Source organism: Bacillus cabrialesii, assembly GCF_004124315.2.
GTDB classification, from domain to species: Bacteria; Bacillota; Bacilli; order Bacillales; family Bacillaceae; genus Bacillus; species Bacillus cabrialesii.
Genome location: NZ_CP096889.1, coordinates 2,740,419 through 2,764,572, shown reverse-complemented (window position 1 = coordinate 2,764,572; position 24,154 = coordinate 2,740,419). Strand labels below are relative to the sequence as shown.

The 24,154-nt window shown below is 45.1% G+C and carries 29 protein-coding genes, 1 pseudogene and 1 other annotated feature (1 of these 31 running past the window's edge); of the genes and pseudogenes, 23 read left to right on the top strand and 7 right to left on the bottom strand.

Annotation, left to right across the window (positions count from 1 at the left end; all coding sequences use genetic code 11):
* Positions 1-49 (top strand) — a sequence feature (ribosomal protein L21 leader region); it begins 27 nt to the left of the window's first position.
* A 13-nt stretch (positions 50-62) separates the two neighbouring features.
* The 3 genes from rplU to rpmA are packed head-to-tail and all read left to right on the top strand — an operon-like array spanning position 63 to position 1,009.
* Positions 63-371, top strand: a complete 309-nt coding sequence (gene rplU, locus EFK13_RS14200; protein WP_010330275.1) for a 50S ribosomal protein L21 — start codon at positions 63-65, stop codon at positions 369-371.
* Between the two features lie 2 nt (positions 372-373).
* Positions 374-712, top strand: coding sequence for a ribosomal-processing cysteine protease Prp (locus EFK13_RS14195; RefSeq protein ID WP_003229669.1), 339 nt, complete (start codon positions 374-376; stop codon positions 710-712).
* Between the two features lie 12 nt (positions 713-724).
* Positions 725-1,009 carry a 50S ribosomal protein L27 gene (gene rpmA / locus EFK13_RS14190; RefSeq protein WP_003222623.1) on the top strand — a complete coding sequence of 95 codons (285 nt, stop codon included), beginning with the start codon at positions 725-727 and terminating at the stop codon, positions 1,007-1,009.
* A 119-nt stretch (positions 1,010-1,128) separates the two neighbouring features.
* Here rpmA and EFK13_RS14185 read toward each other — a convergent pair.
* Positions 1,129-1,250 (bottom strand): annotated as a pseudogene (locus tag EFK13_RS14185) (hypothetical protein).
* Positions 1,251-1,327: 77 nt separating this feature from the next.
* Here EFK13_RS14185 and spo0B point away from each other — a divergent pair.
* The 4 genes from spo0B to pheA are packed head-to-tail and all read left to right on the top strand — an operon-like array spanning position 1,328 to position 4,601.
* Positions 1,328-1,906, top strand: coding sequence for a sporulation initiation phosphotransferase Sop0B (spo0B, locus tag EFK13_RS14180; protein WP_129508027.1), 579 nt, complete (start codon positions 1,328-1,330; stop codon positions 1,904-1,906).
* A 33-nt stretch (positions 1,907-1,939) separates the two neighbouring features.
* Positions 1,940-3,226, top strand: a complete 1,287-nt coding sequence (obgE, locus tag EFK13_RS14175) for a GTPase ObgE (protein ID WP_129508028.1) — start codon at positions 1,940-1,942, stop codon at positions 3,224-3,226.
* 57 nt (positions 3,227-3,283) lie between these two features.
* On the top strand, positions 3,284-3,727 hold the full coding sequence (gene thrR / locus EFK13_RS14170; protein WP_003222630.1) for a transcriptional regulator ThrR: 444 nt from the start codon (positions 3,284-3,286) through the stop codon (positions 3,725-3,727).
* Between the two features lie 16 nt (positions 3,728-3,743).
* On the top strand, positions 3,744-4,601 hold the full coding sequence (pheA, locus tag EFK13_RS14165) for a prephenate dehydratase (protein WP_064814406.1): 858 nt from the start codon (positions 3,744-3,746) through the stop codon (positions 4,599-4,601).
* Positions 4,602-4,624: 23 nt separating this feature from the next.
* Here pheA and EFK13_RS14160 read toward each other — a convergent pair whose 3' ends face one another.
* Together EFK13_RS14160 and EFK13_RS14155 are read right to left on the bottom strand one after the other, a co-directional pair.
* Positions 4,625-5,167, bottom strand: coding sequence for a transcription repressor NadR (locus EFK13_RS14160; RefSeq protein WP_129508029.1), 543 nt, complete (start codon positions 5,165-5,167; stop codon positions 4,625-4,627).
* Positions 5,127-6,314 (bottom strand): IscS subfamily cysteine desulfurase, encoded by a 1,188-nt coding sequence (locus tag EFK13_RS14155; protein ID WP_129508030.1) that lies wholly within the window; start codon positions 6,312-6,314, stop codon positions 5,127-5,129. The genes EFK13_RS14160 and EFK13_RS14155 overlap by 41 nt, the downstream gene beginning before the upstream one ends.
* Positions 6,315-6,416: 102 nt before the next feature.
* On the opposite strand from EFK13_RS14155, the gene nadB reads away from it, so the two are divergent.
* The 6 genes from nadB to EFK13_RS14125 all read left to right on the top strand — a co-directional run bounded on the left by nadB (position 6,417) and on the right by EFK13_RS14125 (position 12,762).
* Positions 6,417-8,012, top strand: coding sequence for an L-aspartate oxidase (gene nadB, locus EFK13_RS14150; RefSeq protein WP_129508031.1), 1,596 nt, complete (start codon positions 6,417-6,419; stop codon positions 8,010-8,012).
* Positions 7,966-8,835, top strand: a complete 870-nt coding sequence (gene nadC, locus EFK13_RS14145; RefSeq protein ID WP_129508032.1) for a carboxylating nicotinate-nucleotide diphosphorylase — start codon at positions 7,966-7,968, stop codon at positions 8,833-8,835. The genes nadB and nadC overlap by 47 nt, the downstream gene beginning before the upstream one ends.
* Positions 8,822-9,928 (top strand): quinolinate synthase NadA, encoded by a 1,107-nt coding sequence (gene nadA, locus EFK13_RS14140; RefSeq protein WP_129508033.1) that lies wholly within the window; start codon positions 8,822-8,824, stop codon positions 9,926-9,928. The genes nadC and nadA overlap by 14 nt, the downstream gene beginning before the upstream one ends.
* Before the next feature lie 115 nt (positions 9,929-10,043).
* A complete protein-coding gene (gene safA / locus EFK13_RS14135) occupies positions 10,044-11,189 on the top strand; it encodes a spore coat assembly protein SafA (RefSeq protein ID WP_129508034.1) in 1,146 nt (381 codons plus the stop codon).
* A gap of 148 nt (positions 11,190-11,337) precedes the next feature.
* Positions 11,338-11,937, top strand: coding sequence for a spore germination protein SgpA (locus EFK13_RS14130; protein ID WP_129508035.1), 600 nt, complete (start codon positions 11,338-11,340; stop codon positions 11,935-11,937).
* 102 nt (positions 11,938-12,039) lie between these two features.
* Positions 12,040-12,762 carry a YebC/PmpR family DNA-binding transcriptional regulator gene (locus tag EFK13_RS14125; protein WP_129508067.1) on the top strand — a complete coding sequence of 241 codons (723 nt, stop codon included), beginning with the start codon at positions 12,040-12,042 and terminating at the stop codon, positions 12,760-12,762.
* A gap of 41 nt (positions 12,763-12,803) precedes the next feature.
* Here the strand turns inward: EFK13_RS14125 and EFK13_RS14120 are convergent, their stop codons facing one another.
* Both EFK13_RS14120 and EFK13_RS14115 read right to left on the bottom strand, forming a co-directional pair.
* Positions 12,804-14,258, bottom strand: a complete 1,455-nt coding sequence (locus EFK13_RS14120) for an alanine/glycine:cation symporter family protein (protein ID WP_129508036.1) — start codon at positions 14,256-14,258, stop codon at positions 12,804-12,806.
* Between the two features lie 307 nt (positions 14,259-14,565).
* Positions 14,566-14,892 (bottom strand): DUF5412 family protein, encoded by a 327-nt coding sequence (locus EFK13_RS14115; RefSeq protein WP_240034952.1) that lies wholly within the window; start codon positions 14,890-14,892, stop codon positions 14,566-14,568.
* 201 nt (positions 14,893-15,093) lie between these two features.
* Between EFK13_RS14115 and EFK13_RS14110 the strand changes: the two genes are divergently transcribed.
* On the top strand, positions 15,094-15,216 hold the full coding sequence (locus EFK13_RS14110; RefSeq protein WP_129508037.1) for a hypothetical protein: 123 nt from the start codon (positions 15,094-15,096) through the stop codon (positions 15,214-15,216).
* Positions 15,217-15,262: 46 nt separating this feature from the next.
* Here the strand turns inward: EFK13_RS14110 and EFK13_RS14105 are convergent, their stop codons facing one another.
* Positions 15,263-15,910, bottom strand: a complete 648-nt coding sequence (locus EFK13_RS14105; RefSeq protein WP_129508038.1) for a phosphotransferase — start codon at positions 15,908-15,910, stop codon at positions 15,263-15,265.
* Positions 15,911-16,146: 236 nt separating this feature from the next.
* Here EFK13_RS14105 and iolG point away from each other — a divergent pair, with 236 nt between their 5' ends.
* The 9 genes from iolG to yajC all read left to right on the top strand — a co-directional run bounded on the left by iolG (position 16,147) and on the right by yajC (position 23,605).
* Positions 16,147-17,172: an inositol 2-dehydrogenase gene (gene iolG / locus EFK13_RS14100; protein ID WP_129508039.1), complete on the top strand. Its 1,026-nt coding sequence runs from the start codon at positions 16,147-16,149 to the stop codon at positions 17,170-17,172.
* A gap of 79 nt (positions 17,173-17,251) precedes the next feature.
* Positions 17,252-18,559 carry an MFS transporter gene (locus EFK13_RS14095; RefSeq protein WP_129508040.1) on the top strand — a complete coding sequence of 436 codons (1,308 nt, stop codon included), beginning with the start codon at positions 17,252-17,254 and terminating at the stop codon, positions 18,557-18,559.
* A gap of 47 nt (positions 18,560-18,606) precedes the next feature.
* Positions 18,607-19,119: a sporulation cell-cell signaling protein BofC gene (gene bofC, locus EFK13_RS14090; protein ID WP_129508041.1), complete on the top strand. Its 513-nt coding sequence runs from the start codon at positions 18,607-18,609 to the stop codon at positions 19,117-19,119.
* Positions 19,120-19,257: 138 nt separating this feature from the next.
* Entirely contained in the window at positions 19,258-19,863 is a 606-nt protein-coding gene (gene ruvA, locus EFK13_RS14085; protein ID WP_003229717.1) for a Holliday junction branch migration protein RuvA, read from the top strand.
* 10 nt (positions 19,864-19,873) lie between these two features.
* The gene (ruvB, locus tag EFK13_RS14080) at positions 19,874-20,878 is read left to right on the top strand and encodes a Holliday junction branch migration DNA helicase RuvB (protein WP_064814389.1); all 1,005 of its coding nucleotides are present in this window, start codon (positions 19,874-19,876) and stop codon (positions 20,876-20,878) included.
* Entirely contained in the window at positions 20,871-21,071 is a 201-nt protein-coding gene (locus EFK13_RS14075) for a DUF2905 domain-containing protein (RefSeq protein ID WP_129508042.1), read from the top strand. Before ruvB ends, EFK13_RS14075 begins: the two co-directional genes overlap by 8 nt.
* A gap of 29 nt (positions 21,072-21,100) precedes the next feature.
* Positions 21,101-22,129, top strand: coding sequence for a tRNA preQ1(34) S-adenosylmethionine ribosyltransferase-isomerase QueA (gene queA, locus EFK13_RS14070; RefSeq protein ID WP_129508043.1), 1,029 nt, complete (start codon positions 21,101-21,103; stop codon positions 22,127-22,129).
* Between the two features lie 26 nt (positions 22,130-22,155).
* Positions 22,156-23,301 carry a tRNA guanosine(34) transglycosylase Tgt gene (gene tgt / locus EFK13_RS14065; RefSeq protein WP_129508044.1) on the top strand — a complete coding sequence of 382 codons (1,146 nt, stop codon included), beginning with the start codon at positions 22,156-22,158 and terminating at the stop codon, positions 23,299-23,301.
* A gap of 37 nt (positions 23,302-23,338) precedes the next feature.
* Entirely contained in the window at positions 23,339-23,605 is a 267-nt protein-coding gene (gene yajC / locus EFK13_RS14060; RefSeq protein ID WP_004398708.1) for a preprotein translocase subunit YajC, read from the top strand.
* A 52-nt stretch (positions 23,606-23,657) separates the two neighbouring features.
* Here yajC and EFK13_RS14055 read toward each other — a convergent pair whose 3' ends face one another.
* Positions 23,658-24,047, bottom strand: coding sequence for a TIGR04086 family membrane protein (locus tag EFK13_RS14055; protein ID WP_167470881.1), 390 nt, complete (start codon positions 24,045-24,047; stop codon positions 23,658-23,660).
* Positions 24,048-24,154 lie beyond the last annotated feature (107 nt).

Here is a 24,154-nt window from a genome sequence, read left to right as displayed (position 1 = left end):
GTTAAGAGCTTTTACAGCCCCCTGGTATCTGGCGAGTCTTAGTCTAATAGGAGGTGCAGAGAATGTACGCAATCATTAAAACAGGCGGTAAACAAATTAAAGTTGAAGAAGGCCAAACTGTTTACATCGAAAAACTTGCTGCTGAAGCAGGTGAAACAGTTACTTTTGAAGACGTTTTGTTTGTTGGCGGAGACAACGTGAAAGTCGGCAACCCTACAGTTGAAGGCGCAACAGTAACGGCTAAAGTTGAAAAACAAGGCCGCGCGAAAAAAATCACTGTTTTCAGATACAAAGCAAAGAAAAACGTTCATAAAAAACAAGGTCATCGTCAGCCTTACACTAAATTGACGATCGAAAAAATCAACGCGTAAGCATGATTCAGGCAACAATCAGAAGGTCTCATGATAAAGGCATATTGTCTTTTGAAATGACGGGCCATGCGAATTTTGCTGAACATGGACAAGATCTTGTTTGTGCCGGAGTGACAGCCGTTGTGTTTGGAGCCGTTAACGCGGTCATTGTGCTCGCGGGCTTCGAGCCGCTTCTAGATATAGGAGAGGACGGGGGATATTTTTATTTTGAATTCCCTGAATCTCTTGATCCGGAGGCGCGCCAAAAAGCTCAGCTGCTGATTGAAGGCATGATTGTTTCGCTGGAGACAATCGAACGGGATTACAAAGATAACTTGCGTGTGACCACAAACATAATATAGGAGGTGAGCTACATGCTTAGATTAGATCTTCAGTTTTTCGCTTCTAAAAAAGGAGTAGGTTCTACAAAGAACGGACGTGACTCTGAGGCTAAACGTTTAGGTGCTAAACGTGCTGACGGTCAATTCGTAACAGGCGGTTCTATCCTTTACCGTCAACGCGGAACAAAAATTTACCCAGGTGAAAACGTGGGCCGCGGCGGAGATGACACTCTATTTGCGAAAATCGACGGAACTGTTAAATTCGAACGTTTCGGCCGTGACCGCAAAAAAGTGAGCGTATATCCTGTAGCTCAATAATGATTCAAAAAACTCCGGTCGATGATGACTGGAGTTTTTTTGCAATATGCGGAGTAAACACCAAGAATGAAATGCAGAGTATGTGCGAGCAGACCCCGCCAAGAATGAGAATAAACATCTCAAACCCACTGGATATGTTCCCCAAGCAGTAATACATAAAATGTTCTGCCTGGCTGCAAATCAACCATGCCAGAAAAAAGGAACATGATATTTCTGGGAAAAACAATTGTTTTTCTAACAAAGCCTTCTCTGTTATAATTCATAATACACACTTATACAGACTCCTAAATAAGAAATTAAATGATTGGGAGTGCGAAAATGAAGGATGTTTCAAAAAATCAAGAAGAAAATATAAGCGACACGGCATTACCAAACGAACTGATTCATCTGCTTGGCCATTCCCGGCATGATTGGATGAATAAGCTGCAGCTGATTAAAGGAAACTTAAGCTTGCAGAAGTATGACCGCGTCTTTGAAATGATTGAAGAAATGGTAATAGACGCAAAGCACGAATCAAAGCTCTCAAACCTGAAAACACCGCATTTGGCGTTTGATTTTCTTACGTTTAATTGGAAAACCCATTATATGACGCTTGAGTATGAAGTTCTCGGAGACATTAAGGATTTGTCGGATTATGATCAAAAATTGACGAAACTGATGAGAAAGCTGTTTTATTTGTTTGATCAAGCAGTCAGCAGAGAGAGCGAAAATCATTTAACGGTATCGCTTCAAACGGATCATCCTGACAGACAGCTGATTCTGTACCTTGATTTTCACGGCGCCTTTGCCGATCCATCTGCTTTTGATAATATTCGGCAAAATGGTTATGAGGACGTAGATATCATGCGTTTTGAAATCACAAGCCACGAATGTCTGATTGAAATTGGGTTGGACTAGCGGAGTTTTTAACGGTTTAGAACGGAGGACATTATGTTTGTAGATCAGGTCAAAGTATATGTAAAAGGCGGCGACGGCGGCAACGGGATGGTTGCGTTTCGCCGTGAAAAATATGTGCCGAAAGGCGGCCCTGCCGGCGGTGACGGAGGAAAGGGAGGAGACGTCGTATTTGAAGTGGATGAAGGTCTCCGCACCCTGATGGATTTTAGATATAAAAAACACTTTAAAGCGATTCGCGGCGAGCACGGTATGTCCAAAAACCAGCACGGGCGAAATGCCGATGATATGGTTATTAAAGTTCCGCCGGGCACCGTTGTGACAGACGATGATACAAAGCAGGTTATCGCTGATTTAACAGAGCACGGACAGCAGGCTGTTATTGCAAGAGGCGGAAGAGGCGGAAGAGGGAATTCCCGCTTTGCTACACCGGCTAATCCTGCGCCTCAGCTTTCAGAAAACGGTGAGCCGGGAAAAGAACGCTACGTTGTTCTTGAATTAAAAGTGCTTGCGGATGTCGGGCTTGTCGGATTCCCGAGTGTGGGAAAATCGACTTTGCTGTCTGTTGTCTCATCTGCAAAACCGAAAATTGCGGACTATCACTTTACAACGCTTGTCCCGAATCTCGGGATGGTTGAAACGGATGACGGTCGCAGCTTTGTCATGGCCGATTTGCCAGGGCTGATTGAAGGCGCACACCAAGGCGTCGGACTGGGCCACCAGTTTTTGCGCCATATTGAACGGACGAGGGTTATTGTTCATGTCATTGACATGTCGGGCTTAGAGGGCCGTGATCCATATGAGGATTATCTTACGATTAACCAGGAGCTGAGCGAGTACAATCTGCGTCTCACTGAGCGTCCGCAAATTATCGTTGCAAATAAAATGGACATGCCGGAGGCTGCGGAAAATCTTGAAGCCTTTAAAGAAAAGCTGACGGATGATTATCCGGTATTCCCGATCAGTGCGGTGACAAGAGAAGGTCTTCGTGAGCTTCTGTTTGAAGTCGCCAATCAGCTGGAAAACACGCCGGAATTCCCGCTTTATGACGAGGAAGAGCTTACACAAAACCGTGTCATGTACACGATGGAAAATGAAGAAGTGCCATTTAACATTACACGCGATCCTGACGGTGTGTTTGTGCTTTCAGGAGACAGTCTTGAGCGGTTATTCAAGATGACTGATTTCTCACGTGATGAATCGGTTAAACGGTTTGCAAGACAGATGCGTGGAATGGGTGTTGATGAAGCGCTCAGAGAACGCGGAGCCAAGGATGGAGATATTATCAGGCTTCTGGAATTCGAATTTGAATTTATAGATTAATGATGGCTGAGAGGAGAGCCTGGATGACAGGCTCTCTATTTTAAAGGGGGGATGCAAATGAAAGAGGAGACATTTTATCTTGTCCGTGAAGATGTATTGCCCGATGCGATGAGAAAAACATTGGAAGTCAAAAAGCTGCTTGATCGAAAAAAAGCAGATTCAGTGGCAGATGCCGTTCAAAAAGTGGATTTAAGCAGAAGTGCGTTTTATAAATACAGAGATGCTGTTTTTCCGTTCTACACTATGGTTAAAGAACAAATTATCACACTTTTCTTTCATTTGGAGGATAGGTCAGGTGCGTTATCTCAGCTCCTGCAGGCGGTAGCTGATTCTGGAAGCAACGTTCTTTCCATTCACCAGACCATTCCGCTCCAAGGCAGAGCAAATGTCACACTGTCTATCAGCACGTCTGCAATGGAAGAGGATATTCATACGTTAATGAATAAACTCAGGAAGTTTGATTTTGTAGAAAAGGTTGAAATATTAGGTTCAGGTGCATAAGGGAGAGAATATCGTCATGAAAGTCGGTTATTTAGGTCCAGCAGCTACATTTACACACCTAGCAGTCAGTTCTTGTTTTCAAAACGGCGCCGAGCATGTTGCTTACCGTACCATACCAGAGTGTATAGATGCGGCAGTTGCAGGCGAAGTTGATTTCGCTTTTGTTCCTTTAGAGAATGCGTTAGAAGGATCAGTAAACTTAACGATAGACTATTTAATACATGAACAGCCCTTGCCAATCGTGGGTGAAATGACATTGCCGATTCATCAGCACTTGCTCGTACATCCTTCAAGAGAGAATGCATGGAAAGAGCTTGAAAAAATTTACTCGCACTCACACGCGATTGCGCAATGCCATAAATTTCTCCATCGTCATTTTCCTAACGTTCCATATGAATACGCTAATTCAACCGGGGCGGCAGCAAAATTTGTCAGTGACCATCCCGAGCTGAATATTGGGGTCATTGCCAATGACATGGCAGCTTCTACATACGAATTAAAAATCGTGAAACGAGATATACAGGATTACAGGGACAATCATACGAGATTTGTTATCCTGTCTCCTGATGAAAACATATCATTTGAAGTGAATTCAAAATTGAGTTCAAGGCCCAAAACAACCCTAATGGTCATGCTGCCGCAGGATGATCAATCAGGGGCGCTGCACAGAGTGCTGTCTGCTTTTTCTTGGAGAAATTTAAACTTGTCAAAAATCGAGTCACGTCCGACTAAAACCGGATTAGGCCATTATTTCTTTATTATTGATATTGAGAAAGCGTTTGATGAGGTATTGATTCCAGGCGCCATGCAGGAGCTTGAAGCACTCGGCTGCAAAGTGAAGCTTCTTGGTGCATATCAGTCCTACCAATTATAAAAAAGCCCATTAGAGGGCTTTTTTTAGTCTTTAATTAAAATACCGGCTGCCTCGAGTGCTTGGCAAGCCTGATCGATGCGGTGTTCATCAGGTGCTGTCAGTGTATGAAGATGCACGCCGTCAGTCAGCTGTGATAAATAGGCGGCGTTTGTTGAAGTGATTTTTTTAATGAAATGGCTCACTTCCTTCCGAGTGCCTACTTGAATCGCTGCAGTTAAATCTCCGTATACGGGATGTTCAATTTTTACGTCTTTTACTGTAACACCTTCGTCTACGATGAGCTGCAGTTCCTCTTCTGTCCGTTCAGGACCGTGCAGACAAGCTATGATTCTTTCTGCTTGCTGGTGCTGCTGAGCGGCTGCATCCATGTATACATATCCTTGGCTTGTGGCGATAATCGGTTCATTTTTCGCTTTCAAGAGCGATATATCCTGAACAATTACCTGTCTTGAAACGTTCGCTTTTTTTGCGAGTTCTCCTCCTGTCAGCGGTGATGTGGATTCCTTCAGCCACAGAAGAAGCTGGTCACGCCTGTTGGCGCCCATGAGCTTTAATTCTTCGGTCAATATCAAGTTCTCCTTTCTTTTGTTCCCAAAGCGCTGTAAACGTATGTAATAACTTATCCAGCTGTTCCTCCGTTGTATGCCTTCCAAAAGAGATGCGGATAAATTGCAGGGCTTCTTGGTCTGTTTTTCTTAATGCTTTCATCGCTGCAGACGGACCGTGATAACCGGCAGAACAAGCGCTGCCCGTTGATATGCAAATATTGCTCCGATTACATTCTAACATAACATATTGTCCTTCAAATGCGTGAAAAAAACACCCGATAATATGCGGCAGACATTCTGTTTGTGCAGTGTCTGCCGCAAGGGTTACAGGGAGAGATCGATTGCTGATTTGGTCTAAAAAGTATGTTCTTAATGTCTTATTGCGGGATATTTGTTTATCCATTTCGCTTATGATCAGCTCTGCAGCGGCAATGAAGGCACCGATTCCGGGGACATTTACGGTGCCGGGTTTAAATCCATGTTCGTGAGCAGTGAGAGGATAAACGGGTTTCCAAGGGACACCCGGCCGAATATAGACCGCGCCCACTCCTTTAGGACCATGGACTTTATGGCTTGACACTGACAATGCATCCATCCCCAGTTCTTCTGTATTGATCGGGATTTTTCCAAACGTTTGGACAGCGTCGCAATGAAGAAGAATATCCCTGTTATGCAGGTATAAAGACAGCCGTTGAATGGGCTGAATGACCCCGGTTTCGGAATTGGCATGCTGAATAGATACCAGGCCTGTTTCCGGCCGGATATGAGCAGCTAATATTTCCTCGGTAATAACCCCGTATTCATCTGGTTGAATGATTGTTACATCAAATCCATGCTGTTCCAGAAAAGCAGCACAGTTATGAATAGACTGATGCTCCATGGCAGTCGTAATAAAATGTCTTTTTGTTTTCGGCAGGCCATTTAGCAACGATTGAATAGCCAGAAGATTGGATTCAGTGCCGCCGCTTGTAAAATAGATGCCGTTTGCTTCTCCGCCAATCAGTTCGGCGATTTTTCCACGGCAGTACTCCAGTATGTGCTTTGCTTTTCCTCCCGCATCATGCAGGCTGCTGGCATTACCGTACATATCTATACTGAGCTTCTGATATACGTTAAGGGCTTCCTCGCAAATAGGCGTTGTCGCTGCATAATCTAAATAAATCATCCGTTCTTCCTCCATCCGTTCTCCATAAAAAACTCTTGAGTTTATTTTATCCTTGTGTAAATATAGGTGTCAAGACAGGTGTAAACAACAGGAGGGTGGCATATGTCTAAAAAGACGATTGCAGTCATCGGTTCAGGGGCGGCGGCACTTTCCTTAGCGTCCGCTTTTCCTCCCTCATACGAAGTGACTGTCATTACAAAGAAAAGCGCCAAAAACAGCAATTCAGTCTATGCGCAAGGCGGGATTGCTGCGGCTTATGCAAAAGGTGACTCGATTGAAGCTCATCTGGAGGATACGTTATATGCCGGCTGCGGACATAACGATCTAACCATTGCAGCAGACGTTTTACAAGATGGGAAAAACATGATTCAAAACCTATTAGAGAGTGAATTTCCATTTGACCGCAATGAACAAGGCGATGTTTGTCTTGGCAGAGAAGGAGCTCACTCATACAGCCGCATTTTTCATGCAGGGGGAGACGCAACAGGCAGACTGCTTGTAGATTATTTACTGAAGCAGATCGACAGCAAAATCGAGTTAATCGAGCATGAGACAGCAGCGGATTTGCTGATAGAGAATGGGCGCTGTATCGGCGTCATGACAAAAGACAGCCAGGGACAGATCAAAGCAAGATATGCGGATGAAGTTGTGCTGGCGGCTGGCGGATGCGGGAGCCTGTTTCTTCACCATACGAATGATCCATCTGTTACAGGTGACGGCCTTTCTCTTGCTTACCGTGCCGGAGCGGAAGTAACGGATTTAGAGTTTACCCAGTTTCATCCGACATTGCTTGTGAAAAATGATGTTTCCTACGGGCTTGTTTCAGAAGCTGTCAGAGGAGAAGGCGGATATTTAGCAGACGAAAACGGCCGCCGGGTTATGGCTGGACGGCATCCATTAGGTGACCTGGCTCCAAGAGACATCGTTTCACGGGTTATTCATGAAGAAATGGCAAAAGGAAACCGCGTTTACATCGACTGCACAGCAATTTCTGATTTCGAAGGGCGTTTCCCAACCATCACAGCTATTTGTGAAAAAGCAGGGGTTGATATCCAAACCGGAAAAATCCCTGTGGCACCGGGAATGCACTTCTTGATGGGGGGTGTCTCAGTTAATCGCTGGGGGGAAACAACAGTGCCGGGGCTTTATGCGATTGGCGAGACCGCATGTACCGGTTTACATGGAGCCAACCGGCTTGCGAGCAATTCCTTATTGGAGGCGCTGGTGTTTGGAAAAAGAGCAGCAGAGCATATCATGCAAAAGCCGGTTTATAACAGACAATTTCAATCAGAACAAGAAACCAGCATAATCTATAAGGTGCCGAATACAGAGATGAATGAATTGCAAAGCAGAATGACAAGTCAAATGTCTATCTTGCGAGAAAAAAGCAGTCTGATTGAGCTGAGCATCTGGCTTCATACGCTGCCTTTTCAAAAAGTGAATGTGAAGGATATCACAATCCCGCAGCTGGAACTCTCTCATTTATGGCAAACTGCAAAGCTGATGACATTTTCTTCGCTTTTGCGGGAGGAAAGCAGGGGGGCGCACTTTCGTACCGATTTTCCCCAAGCTGATATGGGTTGGCAAGGAAGACAAATTGTCCATACAAAAAAGGGAACGAAGATTATAAAAAACGAGAGGATTTGGAAAAATGAATCATTTACAGCTGAAAAAATTGCTGAATCACTTTTTTCTTGAGGATATAGGGATGGGGGATTTAACATCGCAGGCCATCTTTAGAGAACAGAGCTGTGGAGCGGAGATTGTTGCAAAGTCAGACGGCATTTTTGCCGGAGCCGCGGTGATAAAAGAAGGCTTTACTTTATTAGACGAAAATGTTCAAACCATTTTACATAAATCAGATGGGGACATTTTGCGAAAAGGTGAAGTGATTGCCGTATTACGAGGTCCCGCAGCTGCACTTCTTTCAGGAGAGCGGGTCGTATTAAATCTCATTCAGAGAATGTCAGGAATTGCGACAATGACAAGGGAAGCTGTTGGGCGGCTTGATGATGACCAGATTAAAATCTGTGACACGAGAAAAACAACACCGGGGCTTAGAATGCTGGAAAAATACGCTGTCAGAGCGGGTGGCGGGTACAATCATCGATTCGGCTTGTATGATGGGATCATGATTAAAGATAATCATATTGCAGCATGCGGCTCTATTTTAGAGGCGTGCAAAAAAGCGCGTCAGGCCGCGGGGCATATGGTAAATATCGAGGTGGAAATTGAAACGGAGGAACAGCTGCGGGAAGCAATTGAAGCAGGCGCAGATGTTATTATGTTTGACAACTGCCGGCCTGATACGGTCCGCCATTTTGCAACTCTTACACCGAACCATATAAAAACTGAAGCTTCGGGCGGAATTACGTTAGAATCTTTGCCTGCTTTTAAAGGGACTAGTGTGAATTATATTTCATTAGGATTTCTGACTCATTCCGTCAAAAGCTTAGATATCAGCATGGATGTTGCATTATCAAATGAATCTGCGGAGGAATGCCGTTATGTCAATTCTTGATGTGATAAAACAATCGAATGATATGATGCCTGATGGTTATAAAGGAATGTCAAGAAAGGACATGGAAACGCGTGTTGCGGCCATTAAGAAAAAGTATGGCCCCCGGCTTTTTATACCGGGCCATCATTATCAAAAAGACGAAGTGATACAATTTGCTGACCAAACAGGCGATTCCCTGCAGCTGGCCCAAATTGCGGAGAAAAATAAAGAAGCGGAGTATATCGTATTTTGCGGCGTGCACTTTATGGCAGAGACCGCTGATATGCTGACAGGCGAGCAGCAAACAGTTATCCTGCCTGATATGAGAGCAGGCTGTTCCATGGCTGACATGGCGGATATGCAGCAGACCAATAGGGCGTGGGAGAAACTTCAGCATATATTCGGAGATACGATCATACCTTTAACTTATGTGAACTCCACTGCGGAGATCAAAGCTTTCGTCGGTAAGCATGGCGGAGCGACTGTTACTTCTTCGAATGCGAAAAAAGTGCTTGAATGGGCGTTTACACAGAAAAAACGAATTTTATTTTTGCCTGATCAGCATTTAGGAAGGAATACCGCTTATGACTTGGGCATCGCGCTTGAGGATATGGCTGTGTGGGACCCGATAAAAGATGAATTAATGGCTGAATCCGAGCATAAGAATGTGAAAGTGATTTTGTGGAAGGGGCATTGCTCTGTCCACGAAAAATTCACCGCGAACAATATCCGTGATGTGAGAGAGCGTGATCCTGACATTCGAATCATTGTGCATCCGGAGTGTTCACACGAAGTCGTGACGCTGAGTGACGACAGCGGATCAACAAAATATATTATCGATACAATCAACCAGGCTCCGGCGGGAAGCAAGTGGGCAATCGGAACAGAAATGAATCTTGTTCAGCGGATCATTCACGAGCATCCTGATAAACAAATCGAATCACTCAATCCTGATATGTGCCCGTGTCTGACAATGAATCGAATTGATTTGCCGCATTTGCTGTGGTCTCTGGAACAAATAGAAAAAGGAGAACCTTCAGGCGTGATCAAGGTGCCAAAAGTCATTCAGCAAGATGCCCTCCTTGCCCTGAATCGGATGCTTTCGATCACGTAAATCAGAAATATTTCCCCTCCTGAACTCATAACTTCGTTTGTTCAGGCATATGTTGTGAAGAAACATATTGTAATCACAGCTGAACTGTTCACGTTTTGCATAGGAGGGGAAAACGTTGAAAATCCATATCGTTCAAAAAGGCGATTCGCTCTTGAAAATAGCTGAAAAGTACGGAGTTGATATTGAGGAAGTGAAGAAGCTTAATACACAGCTCAGCAATCCAGACTTAATCATGCCTGGAATGAAAATAAAAGTGCCGTCTGAAGGTGTTCCGGTCAGAAAAGAGCCAAAAGCGGGCAAAAGTCCGGCGGCCGGAAGTGTGAAGCAAGAACATCCATTTGCGAAAGAGAAGCCTAAATCCGTTGTCGATGTAGAAGACACAAAGCCGAAAGAAAAGATGTCTGTGCCGTATGTCCCGCCGATGCCTAATTTGCAGGAAAATGTGTATCCTGAAGCTGATGTGAACGATTATTATGATATGAAACAGCTTTTCCAGCCTTGGTCGCCTCCTAAACCGGAGGAGCCGAAAAAACATCATGACGGAAATATGGATCATATGTATCACATGCAAGATCAATTTCCACAACAGGAGGCTATGAGTAATATGGAAAATGCAAATTACCCAAATATGCCTAATATGCCAAAGGCGCCAGAGGTAGGCGGTATAGAAGAAGAAAATGTTCATCACACAGTTCCGAATATGCCGGCTGTTCAGCCCTATTATCACTATCCGGCACACTTCATGCCGTGTCCGGTTCCTGTTTCACCAATTCTTCCAGGATCAGGATTATGCTATCCGTACTTTCCGGCACATGCTTACCCAATGTATCAGCCTTATGGATACCAGCCAGGTTTTGTATCGCCTCAGTATGATCCGGGTGAATATGAAAACCAGCATCACGGACATTACGGTTCTTACGGAGCGCCTCAATACGCATCTCCGGCTTATGGATCTCCTTATGGACAAATGCCGTATGGCCCTCATTATGGCTCTCCTCAAGTGATGGGAGCATACCAGCCGGCGGCCCCAGGATTCATGCCGTACAAAGATCATGACGATTGCGGCTGTGACGATGATCATCATCAGCCATATTACTCCGCACCTGGCTATTCCGGATTAGGAGCTTATGGAACCCCTAATATGCCTTACGGCGGAGCGAATCCAAATCCAAATCCATATGCGGCCGGAGTATCTATGCCAATGGCGAATCAGCCTTCTGTAAACCAAATGTTTGGCCGCCCGGAAGAAGAAAATGAGTGATTGTTCGGAACGATGTAAATCGTTCCTTTTTTTATTCCGGAGCGGTTCACTGCCAAATGGAGAGAACTGACACGCTTAACATCCCCCTCGGACGCACATGATAAAAACGAGCAAACATGCTCAAATTCGTCCACGGGGGGTTTTTCCATTGGGTAAAAAAATGACGATTGCAAGCTTGATTCTAATGACAGCCGGCTTAACAGCATGCGGAGCAAACGATAATGCTCAGAATGATACACGAAATAACGGCAATACCCGTCCAATCGGATATTATACAAATGAAAATGACGCTGACAGACAGGGAGAAGGAATGATCGACAATGACGGTCCTGTTACTGAATTAATGGAGGACCAGAACGGCGATAACCGAAACACCACGAATGTGAATAACCGTGATCGCATGACTGCTGACGATCGCGTTCCATTGGCAACTGACGGAACATATAACAACACGAATAACAGAAACATGAATCGGAACGTCACGTACAACGGATATGACAACCAGGAAAACCGGAGACTGGCAGCGAAAATTGCCAACCGTGTGAAACAAGTGAAAAACGTCAATGACGCACAAGTGATGGTAACGGATGACCGAGTAGTTATCGCAGTCAGAAGCCACAAAGACTTCACCAAGTCCGACAGGGATAATGTCACAAATGCGGCACGCAACTATGCAAATGGCCGTGACGTCCAAGTGTCTACAGATAAAGGGCTGTTCACAAGACTTCGTAAAATGAACACCCGCTAACGTTAAATGGCTGCCGGAAGTGATATTCGGCAGCCTTTTTCTTTGCATCAGCGTACAATACCCATTAGAGTGTACATAGAAAATATAAAAGAAGGTGAAAATATGGCAGGCCATTCCAAGTGGAAAAACATACAAAAAAGAAAAAATGCACAGGATGCAAAGCGCGGAAAAATATTTATGAAGCTTGCGAAGGAGATCTATGTGGCAGCGAAAGAAGGCGGAGCTGATCCAGAAGCAAATTCAGCATTGCGTCTTGTCATCGAACAAGCAAAAGGCGCCAATATGCCGAATGAAAATATTGACCGAGCCATTCAAAAAGCCGCGGGGAGCCAAGACGGAAGCGGCTATGAGGAAATCACCTATGAAGGCTACGGTCCATCAGGGATTGCCGTGATGGTTGAATGTGTAACAGATAACAAAAACCGAACGGCATCAAATGTACGGACGGCATTTAATAAAAATGGCGGTAGTCTGGGAGAAAGCGGATGTGTAGGCTTTTTATTTGAGCGGAAGGGATTCATTGCAATCGACCGTACAGAACGGCAAATAGTAGAAGATGAGCTTATGCTTGATGTGCTGGAAGCAGGGGGAGAAGAGCTGCAGACAGAAGAAGAGCAATATGAGGTACTAACAGAGCCCGAGCGTTTCGAAGAGGTCAAAACAGCTCTCGAATCGAAGTATATAATCTCTTCGGCGGAGGTGACCATGCTTCCAAAAACCTATGCAGATGCTGATGATCAAACTGTTGAGAAGCTGGAAAAATTGATCAGTATCCTTGAAGATGACGATGATGTTCAAGAAGTGTATACCAATTACCGCTCATAAAAAAACCGGCGCGATGCCATATCGAGCCGGTTTTTTGTGGGTTAAGAAACACGTTCATTTTCCCGGGGATATTCTTTCTCCCAGAAATCAGCGTTTTTGATGCCAAGCGATTTCGGATCAAAGACCGGGTCTAAGCCCTGCTTCTTTTGGCGCTCGTAATCCTTTAAGGCAAGAAGCGCCGGTTTTGCAAGCAGCACAATGGCAATGACGTTTAGCCATACCATAATGCCAAGTCCCGCATCGCCTAATGCCCAAGCAAGTGAAGCGGTTTTCACAGTTCCATAGAACGTCGCGGCTAAAATAATCAGTTTTAAGCCAAACATTGCCCATTTGCTTTCTCTTCCCCGGGTCAAATAGGCGATATTTGTCTCTGCGATGTAGTAATATGCCATAATTGTTGTAAATGCGAAGAAGAATAAAGCGATGGCAACAAAGCCCGCGCCTAATCCGGGAAGAACATTGTCAATGGCCGCTTGAGTGAAGCCGGGGCCTGCCTCTACGCCTTTAAGGTGATGAACGATAAAGGAACCATCTGCAGCCTGGGTATTGTACATGCCGGTAAACAAGATCATGAAAGCTGTAGCGGAACATACAAATAGGGTGTCGATATAAACGGAAAATGCCTGAACCAGCCCCTGCTTGACCGGATGGGAAACTTCCGCAGCGGCGGCCGGATGCGGGCCTGTTCCCTGGCCTGCTTCGTTTGAGTAAATGCCCCGTTTGACTCCCCAAGAAATCGCCATGCCGATCAGGCCGCCAAAAGCGGAATCTAATGCAAAAGCGCTTTTGAAAATCAATGAAATGACAGCAGGCAATTCAGATATATTCATGACGATAATGATCAAAGAAAGCAGGATATAGCCAATGGCCATAAACGGAACAATCATTTGCGCGGCACTGGCAATTCGTTTGACGCCGCCAAAAATGATAAATCCTAATAATAAAACGAGAATGCAGCCTGTGATGGCAGGAGAAATGCCAAATGCATTTTGGACGCCAGCTGCTATAGAGTTGGACTGTACGCCCGGCATCAGAAGGGCCATTGCAATAAGAGCAGCAGCGGCAAATAAGACGGCAAACCACTTAATGCCTAAGCCTTTTTCTATATAGTAAGCAGGGCCGCCCCGATATTGGCCGCCTTGTTTCACTTTGTAAATTTGGGCAAGAGTTGATTCAACAAATGCGCTCGCCGCCCCGATAAAGGCAATCGTCCACATCCAGAACACCGCGCCGGGGCCGCCGAATGCAATTGCTGTCGCCACACCCGCGATGTTTCCTGTCCCCACTCGCCCGGACAACGCAATGGATAATGCTTGAAAAGAAGAAACGCCGGCTTCAGAGCTTTTTCCTTTGAACATCAGAACAATCATTTCTTTCAAATGTCTGACTTGTAAAAAACGGGTCTTAATAGAAAAGATTAATCCTATACCCAATAAAATATAAATGACGGGCGTGCTCCATAAGACCGCGTTTAAACGAGTAACAAAATCTGCCATTAAGCTTCCTCCTCACTTCATTTCGCATACATGTATAAAAAGGATTTTGGGCTAATCGAACTATTTCTACAATTGATTTGTCACATTATATGACCGGTAATTATCAATAAGAAGAGGAAGGGAAAAAAGAAAAAACACCGCGTATTGATTACGCAGCGTTTTTCTACAGGGGCAAACTGATGGCAATTGTAATAAAATTCTATAGCAACAGATAACCAAGGTCTGTCAATCTGTATATAAGAGGAAAATCAATCAGCAATTGTTGGAAACGTATTTCATTTGTCCCGTCCAACTCATTCGTGCTTCATCACCTCACTGACGCCTGCGGCGGTTCTTCACGGATCCAATGATCATCCTTTCTCCAATCATACGTTTCATCAGTATCAAGATGTAAAGTCTGATTGCCGATTTTCACTGTATTGTGATTGATCCATTTAACGGTCGGGCTGCTGTCCGGATAGTTCCAGTAGATTGTTTTCTTGACAAGTGTTTTTTCGTTCACAAGTTCGCCTCTGGCCGCATCTGAACTCAAGGTATTCCGGGATACATAAGTGTTTAACGTATAGTTTCCATCCGGCGATTCAACCGATTGGACGAGATTGCCTTTCGGGACGTTTTTTAGTGAAAATAACATCCAATAGACGGCGCCTCCGAAGAATATCAGAAGCGCCAACATCATAAGCGGGATTTTGCTGCGTGTATTGATGTGACTCTCTCCCTTTTTTTCTCTCATATATATATCGGGTTCATACTATCTTTACATTTCCTTAAAATTCCCTCAATAAAGCGATGATATGATGAAAGAAAACAAATAAAGGGCAAAGGGGAGACAGGAATGGAGAAAATATATTGTCATTCCAGCGAAAAGGGCTCTGAAGCGGTCTACTTAACTGTGAGAGGCTATCGAATCAAGCTGTCGCCTGAACAAATGAAACTGATTTCTACAGTCAGAAAGTAAAAATACATGGAAGAAGGCAGCCGCTTCAAGCGGCTGCCTTTTCGATTTAAGAATATTTTCTTTTCCGCTGAGCGAAATGTTTTTGGAACCAGTCTTTTTTATATAAAAATGCGATAATCTCCAGCCAAAAACCCGGAATCTTTTTGGGGAATATCGGTTTTTTGTAGAGTGCATGATACGCTGTTTTTAAATCATTCCACTGCGTGCACGTTTTTGTCTGTTCAAATCTCGCAACATCAATCACCCGCACTGCTCCGGTTTCTGTCAGAATCAGATTCCGCAAATGAATGTCCGACGGGTTCAGGCCGGCCGCACGGGCGTCAGAAAGTGCTTCTTCAACCTGCTGAATCATATCATCATTGATCGCAATGCCTTTCTTCAGACAATTATAAAAGGTTTCACCTTTAATATATTCCATGAGAATAAATGAATCACCAGTTTCATAAATGTCAGGGTAGAATGCGGACCCGGCTAATTTTTCATAGATCGCTGCTTCTTTGATGGCTGTCGCTTGATACTCTGGAAAAAATACTTTCAGCGCCATTTTTCGATCACCTTCTGTAAGGGCGAACACATAGGCGCTCCTTCCTTTGCCGATTAGTGTTAATTCCTCGGATTTTTCTTTGACTTTATCAAATCTGCTGTTCTTGCGGTATATGACTGAATGGGCCAGTTCCTCTGCTTTTGTCAGCATTTCATTCACCTTCTTTGCTCTATTTTATGCAGTTGTTTATAGGAAAATCATAAACTGTTCAGGAAAAAGAGCCTAATTCTAGTGTATCTGGTCTTGAAGAAGAAGGCTACCTATAAGCATTAATTGTGATAAAAGAGACATAGAACGATCATTTCCATTCTTGAAAAGCGCTTACAAATGGGATAGTATTAATTTTAAATAAAGCGCTTTCGTAAATGTTCAAGGAGGAACAAGCCATGACAAAACAGATTGTGACAGGGATTATCGGTGCTGGGCGCATCGGCAAACTTCATGTTCAAAATATACGCCGGATTCCTCACCTGAAAATAAAAGCGGTCTCTGATATTCAGGCAAGCCGTATAAAAAGCTGGGCCGACAGTCATCAGGTTGAATACATAACCTCTGATTATCGTGATTTATTACATGATCCGGATATTGACGCTGTTTTTATTTGCACACCTACAGCCGTACATGCGCAAATGATCCGAGAAGCAGCCGAGGCGAAAAAGCATATTTTTTGTGAGAAGCCCGTCAGTTTCTCTCTGGAAGAAACAAAAGATGCGCTTGCGGCCGTCCGGAAACACGGGATTGCGCTTCAAGTCGGATTTAACCGCCGTTTTGATCCTCATTTTAAGAAAATCAAAACGATTGTTGAAAAAGGTGAAATCGGTACGCCTCATTTATTAAAAATCACGTCACGGGACCCAGAACCCCCGAATATAGATTATGTCCGTACTTCAGGCGGCTTGTTTATGGATATGTCGATCCATGATTTTGACATGGCCAGATATATTATGGGAAGCGAAGTGACGGAAGTGTATGCAAAAGGGACGGCTTTGGTGAATCCTTCATTTGCGGAGCTGGGAGATATTGATACGGCTGTCATTACATTGACTTTTGAAAACGGTGCCATGGCTGTCATTGACAACAGCCGCCAAGCTGTGTACGGATATGACCAGCGGGTCGAGGTCTTCGGGACGAAAGGCTCGGCAGCGGCGGACAACAGCAGGCCGACGACAGTCGAAGTGTCAACCGCTGATTTTGTTCTGAAAGATAAACCGCATTTCTTTTTCCTTGAACGCTATAAGGATGCGTATGAGGAGGAGATCCTTCGGTTTGCGGAAGCGATCGACACAAACCGGGAAACTGCCTGCACGGGCAATGACGGTTTTCAGGCGGAACGGATCGCCAGAGCGGCACAGCAGTCGCTTGCTTTTGGCATGCCTGTCAGTATTGAGCACACTGAAAAAATCGCTTTTTAATCAAACAGGATTACAATTCAGCAAGCTTGGGTATAGAACCTCCGTTGATACTTTAGAAAAAAAGTAGGCGGTGGAGAAAATGAATACAGCACATGCTAAAGGAAATGTTTTGAACAAAATCGGAATTCCTTCTCACATGGTTTGGGGTTACATTGGCGTTGTCATCTTTATGGTTGGAGACGGACTTGAACAAGGCTGGCTGTCTCCTTTTCTCGTTGATCACGGTCTCAGCATGCAGCAATCCGCATCATTATTTACCGTATACGGCATTGCTGTCACCATCTCGGCTTGGCTTTCGGGCACATTTGTCCAAACTTGGGGGCCGAGAAAAACGATGACTGTGGGCTTACTTGCATTTATCCTCGGTTCGGCCGCTTTTATCGGCTGGGCGATTCCTCATATGTATTATCCGGCTCTCTTGGGCAGCTATGCACTTAGAGGCTTGGGATATCCGCTGTTTGCATACTCGTTTCTCGTGTGGGTGTCATACAGCACCTCTCATCACATTCTCGGAAAAGCAGTCGGCTGGTTTTGGTTTATGTTTACGTGCGGCCTTAACGTACTCGGTCCGTTTTATTCCAGCTATGCGGTTCAGGCCTTTGGAGAAATCACTACGCTTTGGAGCGCTTTGCTATTTGTGGCGGCAGGTGGATTCCTCGCTCTATTTTTTAACAAAGATAAATTTACACCGGTACAAAAACAAGATCAGCCGAAATGGAAAGAGCTGTCCAAGGCATTTACAATTATGTTTGAAAACCCTAAAGTCGGCATCGGCGGAGTGGTCAAGACGATAAATGCCATAGGGCAATTCGGGTTTGCCATCTTTCTCCCGACTTATTTAGCTCGTTACGGATATTCTGTTTCAGAATGGCTGCAAATATGGGGGACGCTCTTTTTTGTTAATATCGTGTTTAATATCATTTTCGGCGCAGTCGGAGATAAACTTGGCTGGCGCAATACCGTGATGTGGTTTGGCGGTGTAGGGTGCGGCATTTTTACGCTGGCGCTTTATTATACGCCTCAATTGATCGGGCATCAGTATTGGGTGCTGATGATTATCGCCTGCTGCTACGGCGCGGCATTGGCCGGTTACGTGCCATTAAGCGCGCTTTTGCCGACACTTGCCCCTGATAATAAAGGCGCTGCCATGTCAGTATTAAATCTGGGATCTGGTTTATGTGCGTTTATCGCGCCGGGCATCGTCAGTCTTTTCATTGGGCCGCTCGGTGCAGGCGGTGTGATTTGGATTTTTGCGTCATTGTATTTTTTGAGTGCTTTTCTGACACAATTTTTGACGATTTCAGAGCAAAGCTCCGACGTGTATACGGAGGAACGGTTTGTCAGGGAAAATGTGCAAACAAATTTCGAGAAAACGGTTAAGCAGTAGCCTCTTTGGTCAAACTAGTCATAAACGTGTGCAAAGAGGTGTAGAGGGTGAAACGATTCAGCACGGCGTATCTTTTGCTGGGCATTCTTTGCTCAGCCGCAGCATGTCTAATAGGTGCTCCGCCCCGAGCACTTGGGGCGGAAGTGGAGCACTATGAACCGCTGCAGGTGCATGTGCAGCTTGAAAAAGTGTATTTGGACGGCGATGTCAGCATTGAGCATAAGGATGAAAAAGTGATTTCTATGGATGATTTTTGGACAGCTTATGCCGGCTGGACGCTTGTCGAACAAAAAAAGGGATATGTGCTCTTCCGGAAGCAAATGGACGATATTTCTCCGCTCAGTAAGGTGAACGGGTATATCGGTGTCTCGGATAATGGGGTGATTTCCACTTTTCATGGTCGGCCTGAATCAGCTTCCGAACCGATTCAGTCTTTTTTCCAAATTGATTTAGAAAGGCTGGAAAGCCATATGCAAAAAAATCTCCTGAAAGGCATTCCGTTTCGGACAAAAGCGGAGTTTGAAGATGTCATAGAACATATGAAGACATACAGCGGGTAACGTCCGCTGGTTGAAGACATGTATTCATGTCTTTTTTTTCGTGGAAGAATGAGAGAGAAGCGAACGTATGTTAACTTTTCTATAAGACTTTGGCTGTTTTTATGGTACAATGAAGAACAGTCAAAGAGGTGAATTTGCGTGATCGAATTTGTTAAAGGGACGATTGATTATGTATCTCCCCAATATATTGTGATAGAGAACGGCGGCATCGGCTATCAGATTTTCACGCCGAATCCGTTTATATATAAGGAGAGAAGCCAAGAAACGATTTTTACGTACCATCATATCAGAGAGGATGCTTTTTCGCTCTACGGTTTTTCAACAAGAGAGGAGAAGGCGCTCTTTACAAAGCTGTTAAACGTGACCGGAATCGGTCCAAAAGGCGCACTCGCCATTTTGGGCTCAGGGGATCCGGGAGCGGTTATCCAAGCGATTGAAAATGAGGATGAAGCCTTTTTGGTCAAGTTTCCTGGTGTAGGAAAGAAAACCGCTCGCCAGATTATTCTTGATCTAAAAGGAAAGCTTGCTGATGTTGTGCCTGAAATGATTGAAAATCTGTTTAATCATGAAGAAAGGCTTGAAAAGCAAACAGCGGAAACGGCACTCGAAGAAGCGCTTGAGGCCCTCAGGGTTCTCGGATACGCTGAAAAAGAAATCAAAAAGGTGCTTCCTCACTTAAAAGAAGAAATTGGGCTGACAACAGACCAGTATGTGAAAAAAGCATTACAAAAACTATTGAAGTAAGGTGATGTTCATGGATGAACGGCTCGTCTCTAGTGAAGCAGACAACCATGAATCAGTGATAGAGCAAAGCCTGAGGCCGCAAAATCTTGCGCAGTATATCGGGCAGCATAAGGTGAAAGAAAATTTGCGCGTGTTTATAGATGCGGCAAAAATGAGACAGGAGACGCTGGATCATGTTCTTCTGTACGGGCCACCCGGACTCGGGAAAACGACCCTTGCTTCCATCGTTGCCAATGAAATGGGAGTGGAATTGCGGACGACATCAGGGCCTGCGATTGAAAGGCCTGGTGATTTGGCTGCTATATTAACGGCGCTTGAACCGGGAGATGTATTATTTATTGATGAAATACATAGGCTGCACAGATCGATTGAAGAGGTGCTTTATCCTGCGATGGAAGACTTTTGCCTGGATATTGTGATCGGCAAAGGCCCTTCTGCCCGTTCAGTGCGGCTTGACCTGCCGCCGTTTACGCTGGTGGGAGCTACGACGAGGGTAGGGCTATTGACGGCTCCTTTAAGAGACAGATTCGGCGTCATGTCTCGCCTTGAGTACTATACGCAAGAAGAACTGGCGGATATTGTCACTAGAACAGCTGATGTATTCGAGGTTGAGATTGATGAGCCGTCTGCTCTCGAAATCGCGAGGAGATCGAGAGGGACGCCTCGCGTAGCGAACCGCCTGCTGAGAAGGGTTCGTGATTTCGCCCAGGTGCTGGGTGACAGCCGGATTACGGAAGAGATTTCTCAGGACGCGCTGGAGCGGCTTCAGGTTGACCGTCTCGGTTTAGATCATATTGATCACAAGCTGTTGATGGGCATGATCGAAAAATTTAACGGCGGCCCGGTTGGTCTTGATACCATTTCTGCCACGATCGGCGAAGAACCGCATACGATTGAAGACGTGTACGAACCCTATCTTTTGCAAATCGGATTTATCCAAAGAACGCCGCGGGGAAGGATTGTGACACCGGCCGTTTATCATCATTTCCAAATGGAGGCTCCCCGATATGACTGAATTCCCTAAGATCATTATGATTCTTGGTGCTGTTTTGCTTATCATCGGAGCAGTTTTGCATTTTGTCGGCAAGCTGCCGGGAGATATTTTTGTGAAAAAAGGAAATGTCACGTTTTTTTTCCCGGTTGTCACTTGTATTATCATAAGTGTGGTATTATCAATTTTGCTTAATCTTTTCGGCAGAATGAAATAACAAAAGACTAGAATAAAGGTGAAGTTATCATGAAAGTCGATTTATTTGATTTTGAACTACCGGAACGTTTAATTGCACAAGTACCGTTGGAGCAGCGAGATGCTTCAAGACTGATGGTGCTTGATAAACATACAGGAGAGCTGACTGACAGCTCGTTTAAACACATTATCAGCTTTTTTAACGAAGGAGATTGTCTTGTGCTGAACAATACCCGTGTGCTGCCTGCACGGTTATTCGGGACAAAAGAGGATACCGGTGCGAAAGTGGAGCTTCTTTTGCTGAAACAAGAAACCGGCGATAAATGGGAAACGCTTGCCAAACCGGCGAAACGGGTAAAAAAAGGAACCGTTGTCACATTTGGAGACGGAAGATTGAAGGCAGTTTGCACGGAAGAGCTTGAGCACGGCGGCAGAAAAATGGAATTTCAATATGACGGTATTTTCTACGAGGTGCTGGAATCCCTTGGAGAGATGCCGCTTCCGCCATATATCAAAGAACAGCTTGATGACAAAGAGCGCTACCAGACCGTGTATTCAAAAGAAATCGGCTCTGCCGCTGCGCCTACAGCAGGCCTTCACTTCACGGAAGAAATCTTACAGCAGCTGAAAGATAAAGGCGTGCAAATTGAGTTCATCACACTGCATGTGGGCCTTGGAACATTTCGCCCTGTGAGTGCCGATGAAGTGGAAGAGCATAATATGCATGCAGAGTTTTATCAAATGTCGGAAGAAACAGCCGTGGCTTTAAACAAAGTTAGAGAAAATGGCGGCAGGATCATTTCTGTCGGCACGACCTCGACACGCACGCTTGAAACGATTGCCGGGGAACATGACGGGCAATTTAAAGCATCAAGCGGCTGGACATCTATTTTTATTTATCCGGGCTATGAATTTAAAGCCATTGACGGAATGATTACAAACTTCCATTTGCCGAAATCGTCATTGATTATGCTGGTCAGCGCGCTTGCTGGAAGAGAAAACATTCTGCGTGCCTATAATCATGCGGTGGAAGAGGAGTACCGTTTCTTCAGCTTCGGAGACGCGATGCTGATTATCTAATCTGAGAACAGGAGGCCTCATTAAAAGTGGCTGAACAACCAATACGCTATGAATTTATAAAAGAATGCAAACAAACAGGAGCGCGGCTGGGCAAAGTGCATACGCCTCACGGCTCCTTTGAAACGCCGGTTTTTATGCCGGTCGGCACACTGGCGACAGTCAAAACAATGGCGCCTGAAGAGCTGAAAGCAATGGATGCTGGCATCATTTTAAGCAATACCTATCATCTATGGCTGCGTCCGGGTCACGATATTGTCAAAGAAGCGGGCGGGCTTCATAAGTTTATGAACTGGGACCGCGCAATTTTAACAGATTCAGGCGGTTTTCAGGTCTTTTCTTTAAGCAAGTTTCGTAATATAGAGGAAGAGGGTGTCCATTTCCGCAATCACCTAAATGGAGACAAGCTCTTTTTATCGCCGGAAAAAGCGATGGAGATCCAAAACGCACTCGGCTCTGATATTATGATGGCGTTTGACGAATGCCCGCCGTATCCGGCAGAGTACGATTACATGAAGCGGTCAGTTGAACGGACAAGCCGCTGGGCGGAACGCTGCCTGAATGCCCACAGCCGCCAGGATGAGCAAGGGCTGTTTGGCATTGTGCAAGGCGGAGAATATGAAGATTTGCGCACGCAAAGCGCGAAGGACTTGATTTCCCTTGATTTTCCGGGATATGCTATAGGCGGATTATCTGTCGGTGAACCGAAGGATGTCATGAACCGTGTGCTAGAGTTTACAACACCGCTTTTGCCGAAGGATAAACCAAGATATCTGATGGGAGTCGGTTCTCCGGACGCGCTGATCGACGGAGCGATCCGCGGGGTCGACATGTTTGACTGTGTGCTGCCTACCCGGATTGCGAGAAACGGCACAGTGTTTACTGCTGAAGGCCGTCTCAATATGAAAAATGCGAAATTCGAAAGAGATTTCCGTCCGATTGATGAAGAGTGTGATTGCTATACATGCAAAAACTACACCCGCGCGTATATCAGACACTTGATCCGCTGCAATGAAACATTTGGCCTTCGATTAACAACTTACCATAACCTTCATTTTCTGTTACACTTAATGGAGCAGGTAAGACAGGCTATTCGCGAGGATCGTCTGGGTGATTTCAGAGAAGAGTTCTTTGAGCGTTACGGCTACAACAAGCCAAATGCGAAAAGCTTCTAAATAAATAAAAACAGGCTTACAGAAAGGGGTGAAAATCATGACTGGCACTTTAGGTACATTGGTTCCTATTATTTTAATGTTTGCGGTCCTTTACTTCTTGCTGATTCGACCTCAGCAAAAGCAGCAAAAGGCTGTACGCCAAATGCAGGAGGAACTGAAAAAAGGCGATTCAGTAGTGACAATCGGGGGATTGCACGGCACTGTTGACTCTATCGACGAAAGCAAAGTCGTCATTAAGACTGGTGATAACACACGTCTTACATTCGACCGCCGCGCGATCAGGGAAGTTTCTGCTGCTGAATAACAGCAGAGGCTGTACATAGCAAGCGAAAAAGAGCGGGCAAACCCGCTCTTTTTTATGTGGAAGACCTGTTTCCTCTCGTGTTCACGCCGAAAATCCCGCCAAGCATGCACACCCCTAAAAATCCAAGATGGAAGAGCAGCTGCTCCGCTGTAAAGGTCTTTCCGAATCCTAAATACTGAAACAATAAGATAATCAGAGAAAAGCTTAAGGCGGTCAATGCCCCGATCATCCAGCCTCTTTCCTTCCCTTTTCCGCCTGAAATAAACCCGCCGATAAATAAAGAAAGAAATGAGATGGCGGTGATCAGCCAGTTAAATGATGACTCTTCAAGCGAGGTGGCCGTCAGTAACAGTGAAACAGCTAAACTCGTTAGGAGCATGGCTGAGAAAATGGCGATTAAGCCGTATAGAATGCCTTTTCCAACTTGTTTCGTTTCCTCCATGAATGTCTCCTCTCTGCCTGTAGTGAAAGGCTTTTGTTCTTTTTGAACAAAGCCGTCAGACATGCTGATGGCTCGTCTTTGTAAAAATGTATTCCCTTATCCCATGA

Coding starts and splice junctions, on each gene's coding strand:
- thrR (WP_003222630.1), top strand. CDS start 3,284: ATGAAAGAGGAGACATTTTATCTTGTCCGTGAAGATGTATTGCCCGAT.
- nadA (WP_129508033.1), top strand. CDS start 8,822: ATGTCAATTCTTGATGTGATAAAACAATCGAATGATATGATGCCTGAT.
- pheA (WP_064814406.1), top strand. CDS start 3,744: ATGAAAGTCGGTTATTTAGGTCCAGCAGCTACATTTACACACCTAGCA.
- obgE (WP_129508028.1), top strand. CDS start 1,940: ATGTTTGTAGATCAGGTCAAAGTATATGTAAAAGGCGGCGACGGCGGC.
- nadC (WP_129508032.1), top strand. CDS start 7,966: ATGAATCATTTACAGCTGAAAAAATTGCTGAATCACTTTTTTCTTGAG.
- EFK13_RS14195 (WP_003229669.1), top strand. CDS start 374: ATGATTCAGGCAACAATCAGAAGGTCTCATGATAAAGGCATATTGTCT.
- rplU (WP_010330275.1), top strand. CDS start 63: ATGTACGCAATCATTAAAACAGGCGGTAAACAAATTAAAGTTGAAGAA.
- EFK13_RS14115 (WP_240034952.1), bottom strand. CDS start 14,892: ATGTTATTTTCACTAAAAAACGTCCCGAAAGGCAATCTCGTCCAATCG.
- EFK13_RS14075 (WP_129508042.1), top strand. CDS start 20,871: ATGACTGAATTCCCTAAGATCATTATGATTCTTGGTGCTGTTTTGCTT.
- yajC (WP_004398708.1), top strand. CDS start 23,339: ATGACTGGCACTTTAGGTACATTGGTTCCTATTATTTTAATGTTTGCG.
- nadB (WP_129508031.1), top strand. CDS start 6,417: ATGTCTAAAAAGACGATTGCAGTCATCGGTTCAGGGGCGGCGGCACTT.
- EFK13_RS14155 (WP_129508030.1), bottom strand. CDS start 6,314: ATGATTTATTTAGATTATGCAGCGACAACGCCTATTTGCGAGGAAGCC.
- EFK13_RS14110 (WP_129508037.1), top strand. CDS start 15,094: ATGGAGAAAATATATTGTCATTCCAGCGAAAAGGGCTCTGAAGCGGTC.
- iolG (WP_129508039.1), top strand. CDS start 16,147: ATGACAAAACAGATTGTGACAGGGATTATCGGTGCTGGGCGCATCGGC.
- rpmA (WP_003222623.1), top strand. CDS start 725: ATGCTTAGATTAGATCTTCAGTTTTTCGCTTCTAAAAAAGGAGTAGGT.
- ruvB (WP_064814389.1), top strand. CDS start 19,874: ATGGATGAACGGCTCGTCTCTAGTGAAGCAGACAACCATGAATCAGTG.
- EFK13_RS14095 (WP_129508040.1), top strand. CDS start 17,252: ATGAATACAGCACATGCTAAAGGAAATGTTTTGAACAAAATCGGAATT.
- EFK13_RS14125 (WP_129508067.1), top strand. CDS start 12,040: ATGGCAGGCCATTCCAAGTGGAAAAACATACAAAAAAGAAAAAATGCA.
- queA (WP_129508043.1), top strand. CDS start 21,101: ATGAAAGTCGATTTATTTGATTTTGAACTACCGGAACGTTTAATTGCA.
- EFK13_RS14120 (WP_129508036.1), bottom strand. CDS start 14,258: ATGGCAGATTTTGTTACTCGTTTAAACGCGGTCTTATGGAGCACGCCC.
- spo0B (WP_129508027.1), top strand. CDS start 1,328: ATGAAGGATGTTTCAAAAAATCAAGAAGAAAATATAAGCGACACGGCA.
- EFK13_RS14055 (WP_167470881.1), bottom strand. CDS start 24,047: ATGGAGGAAACGAAACAAGTTGGAAAAGGCATTCTATACGGCTTAATC.
- EFK13_RS14105 (WP_129508038.1), bottom strand. CDS start 15,910: ATGCTGACAAAAGCAGAGGAACTGGCCCATTCAGTCATATACCGCAAG.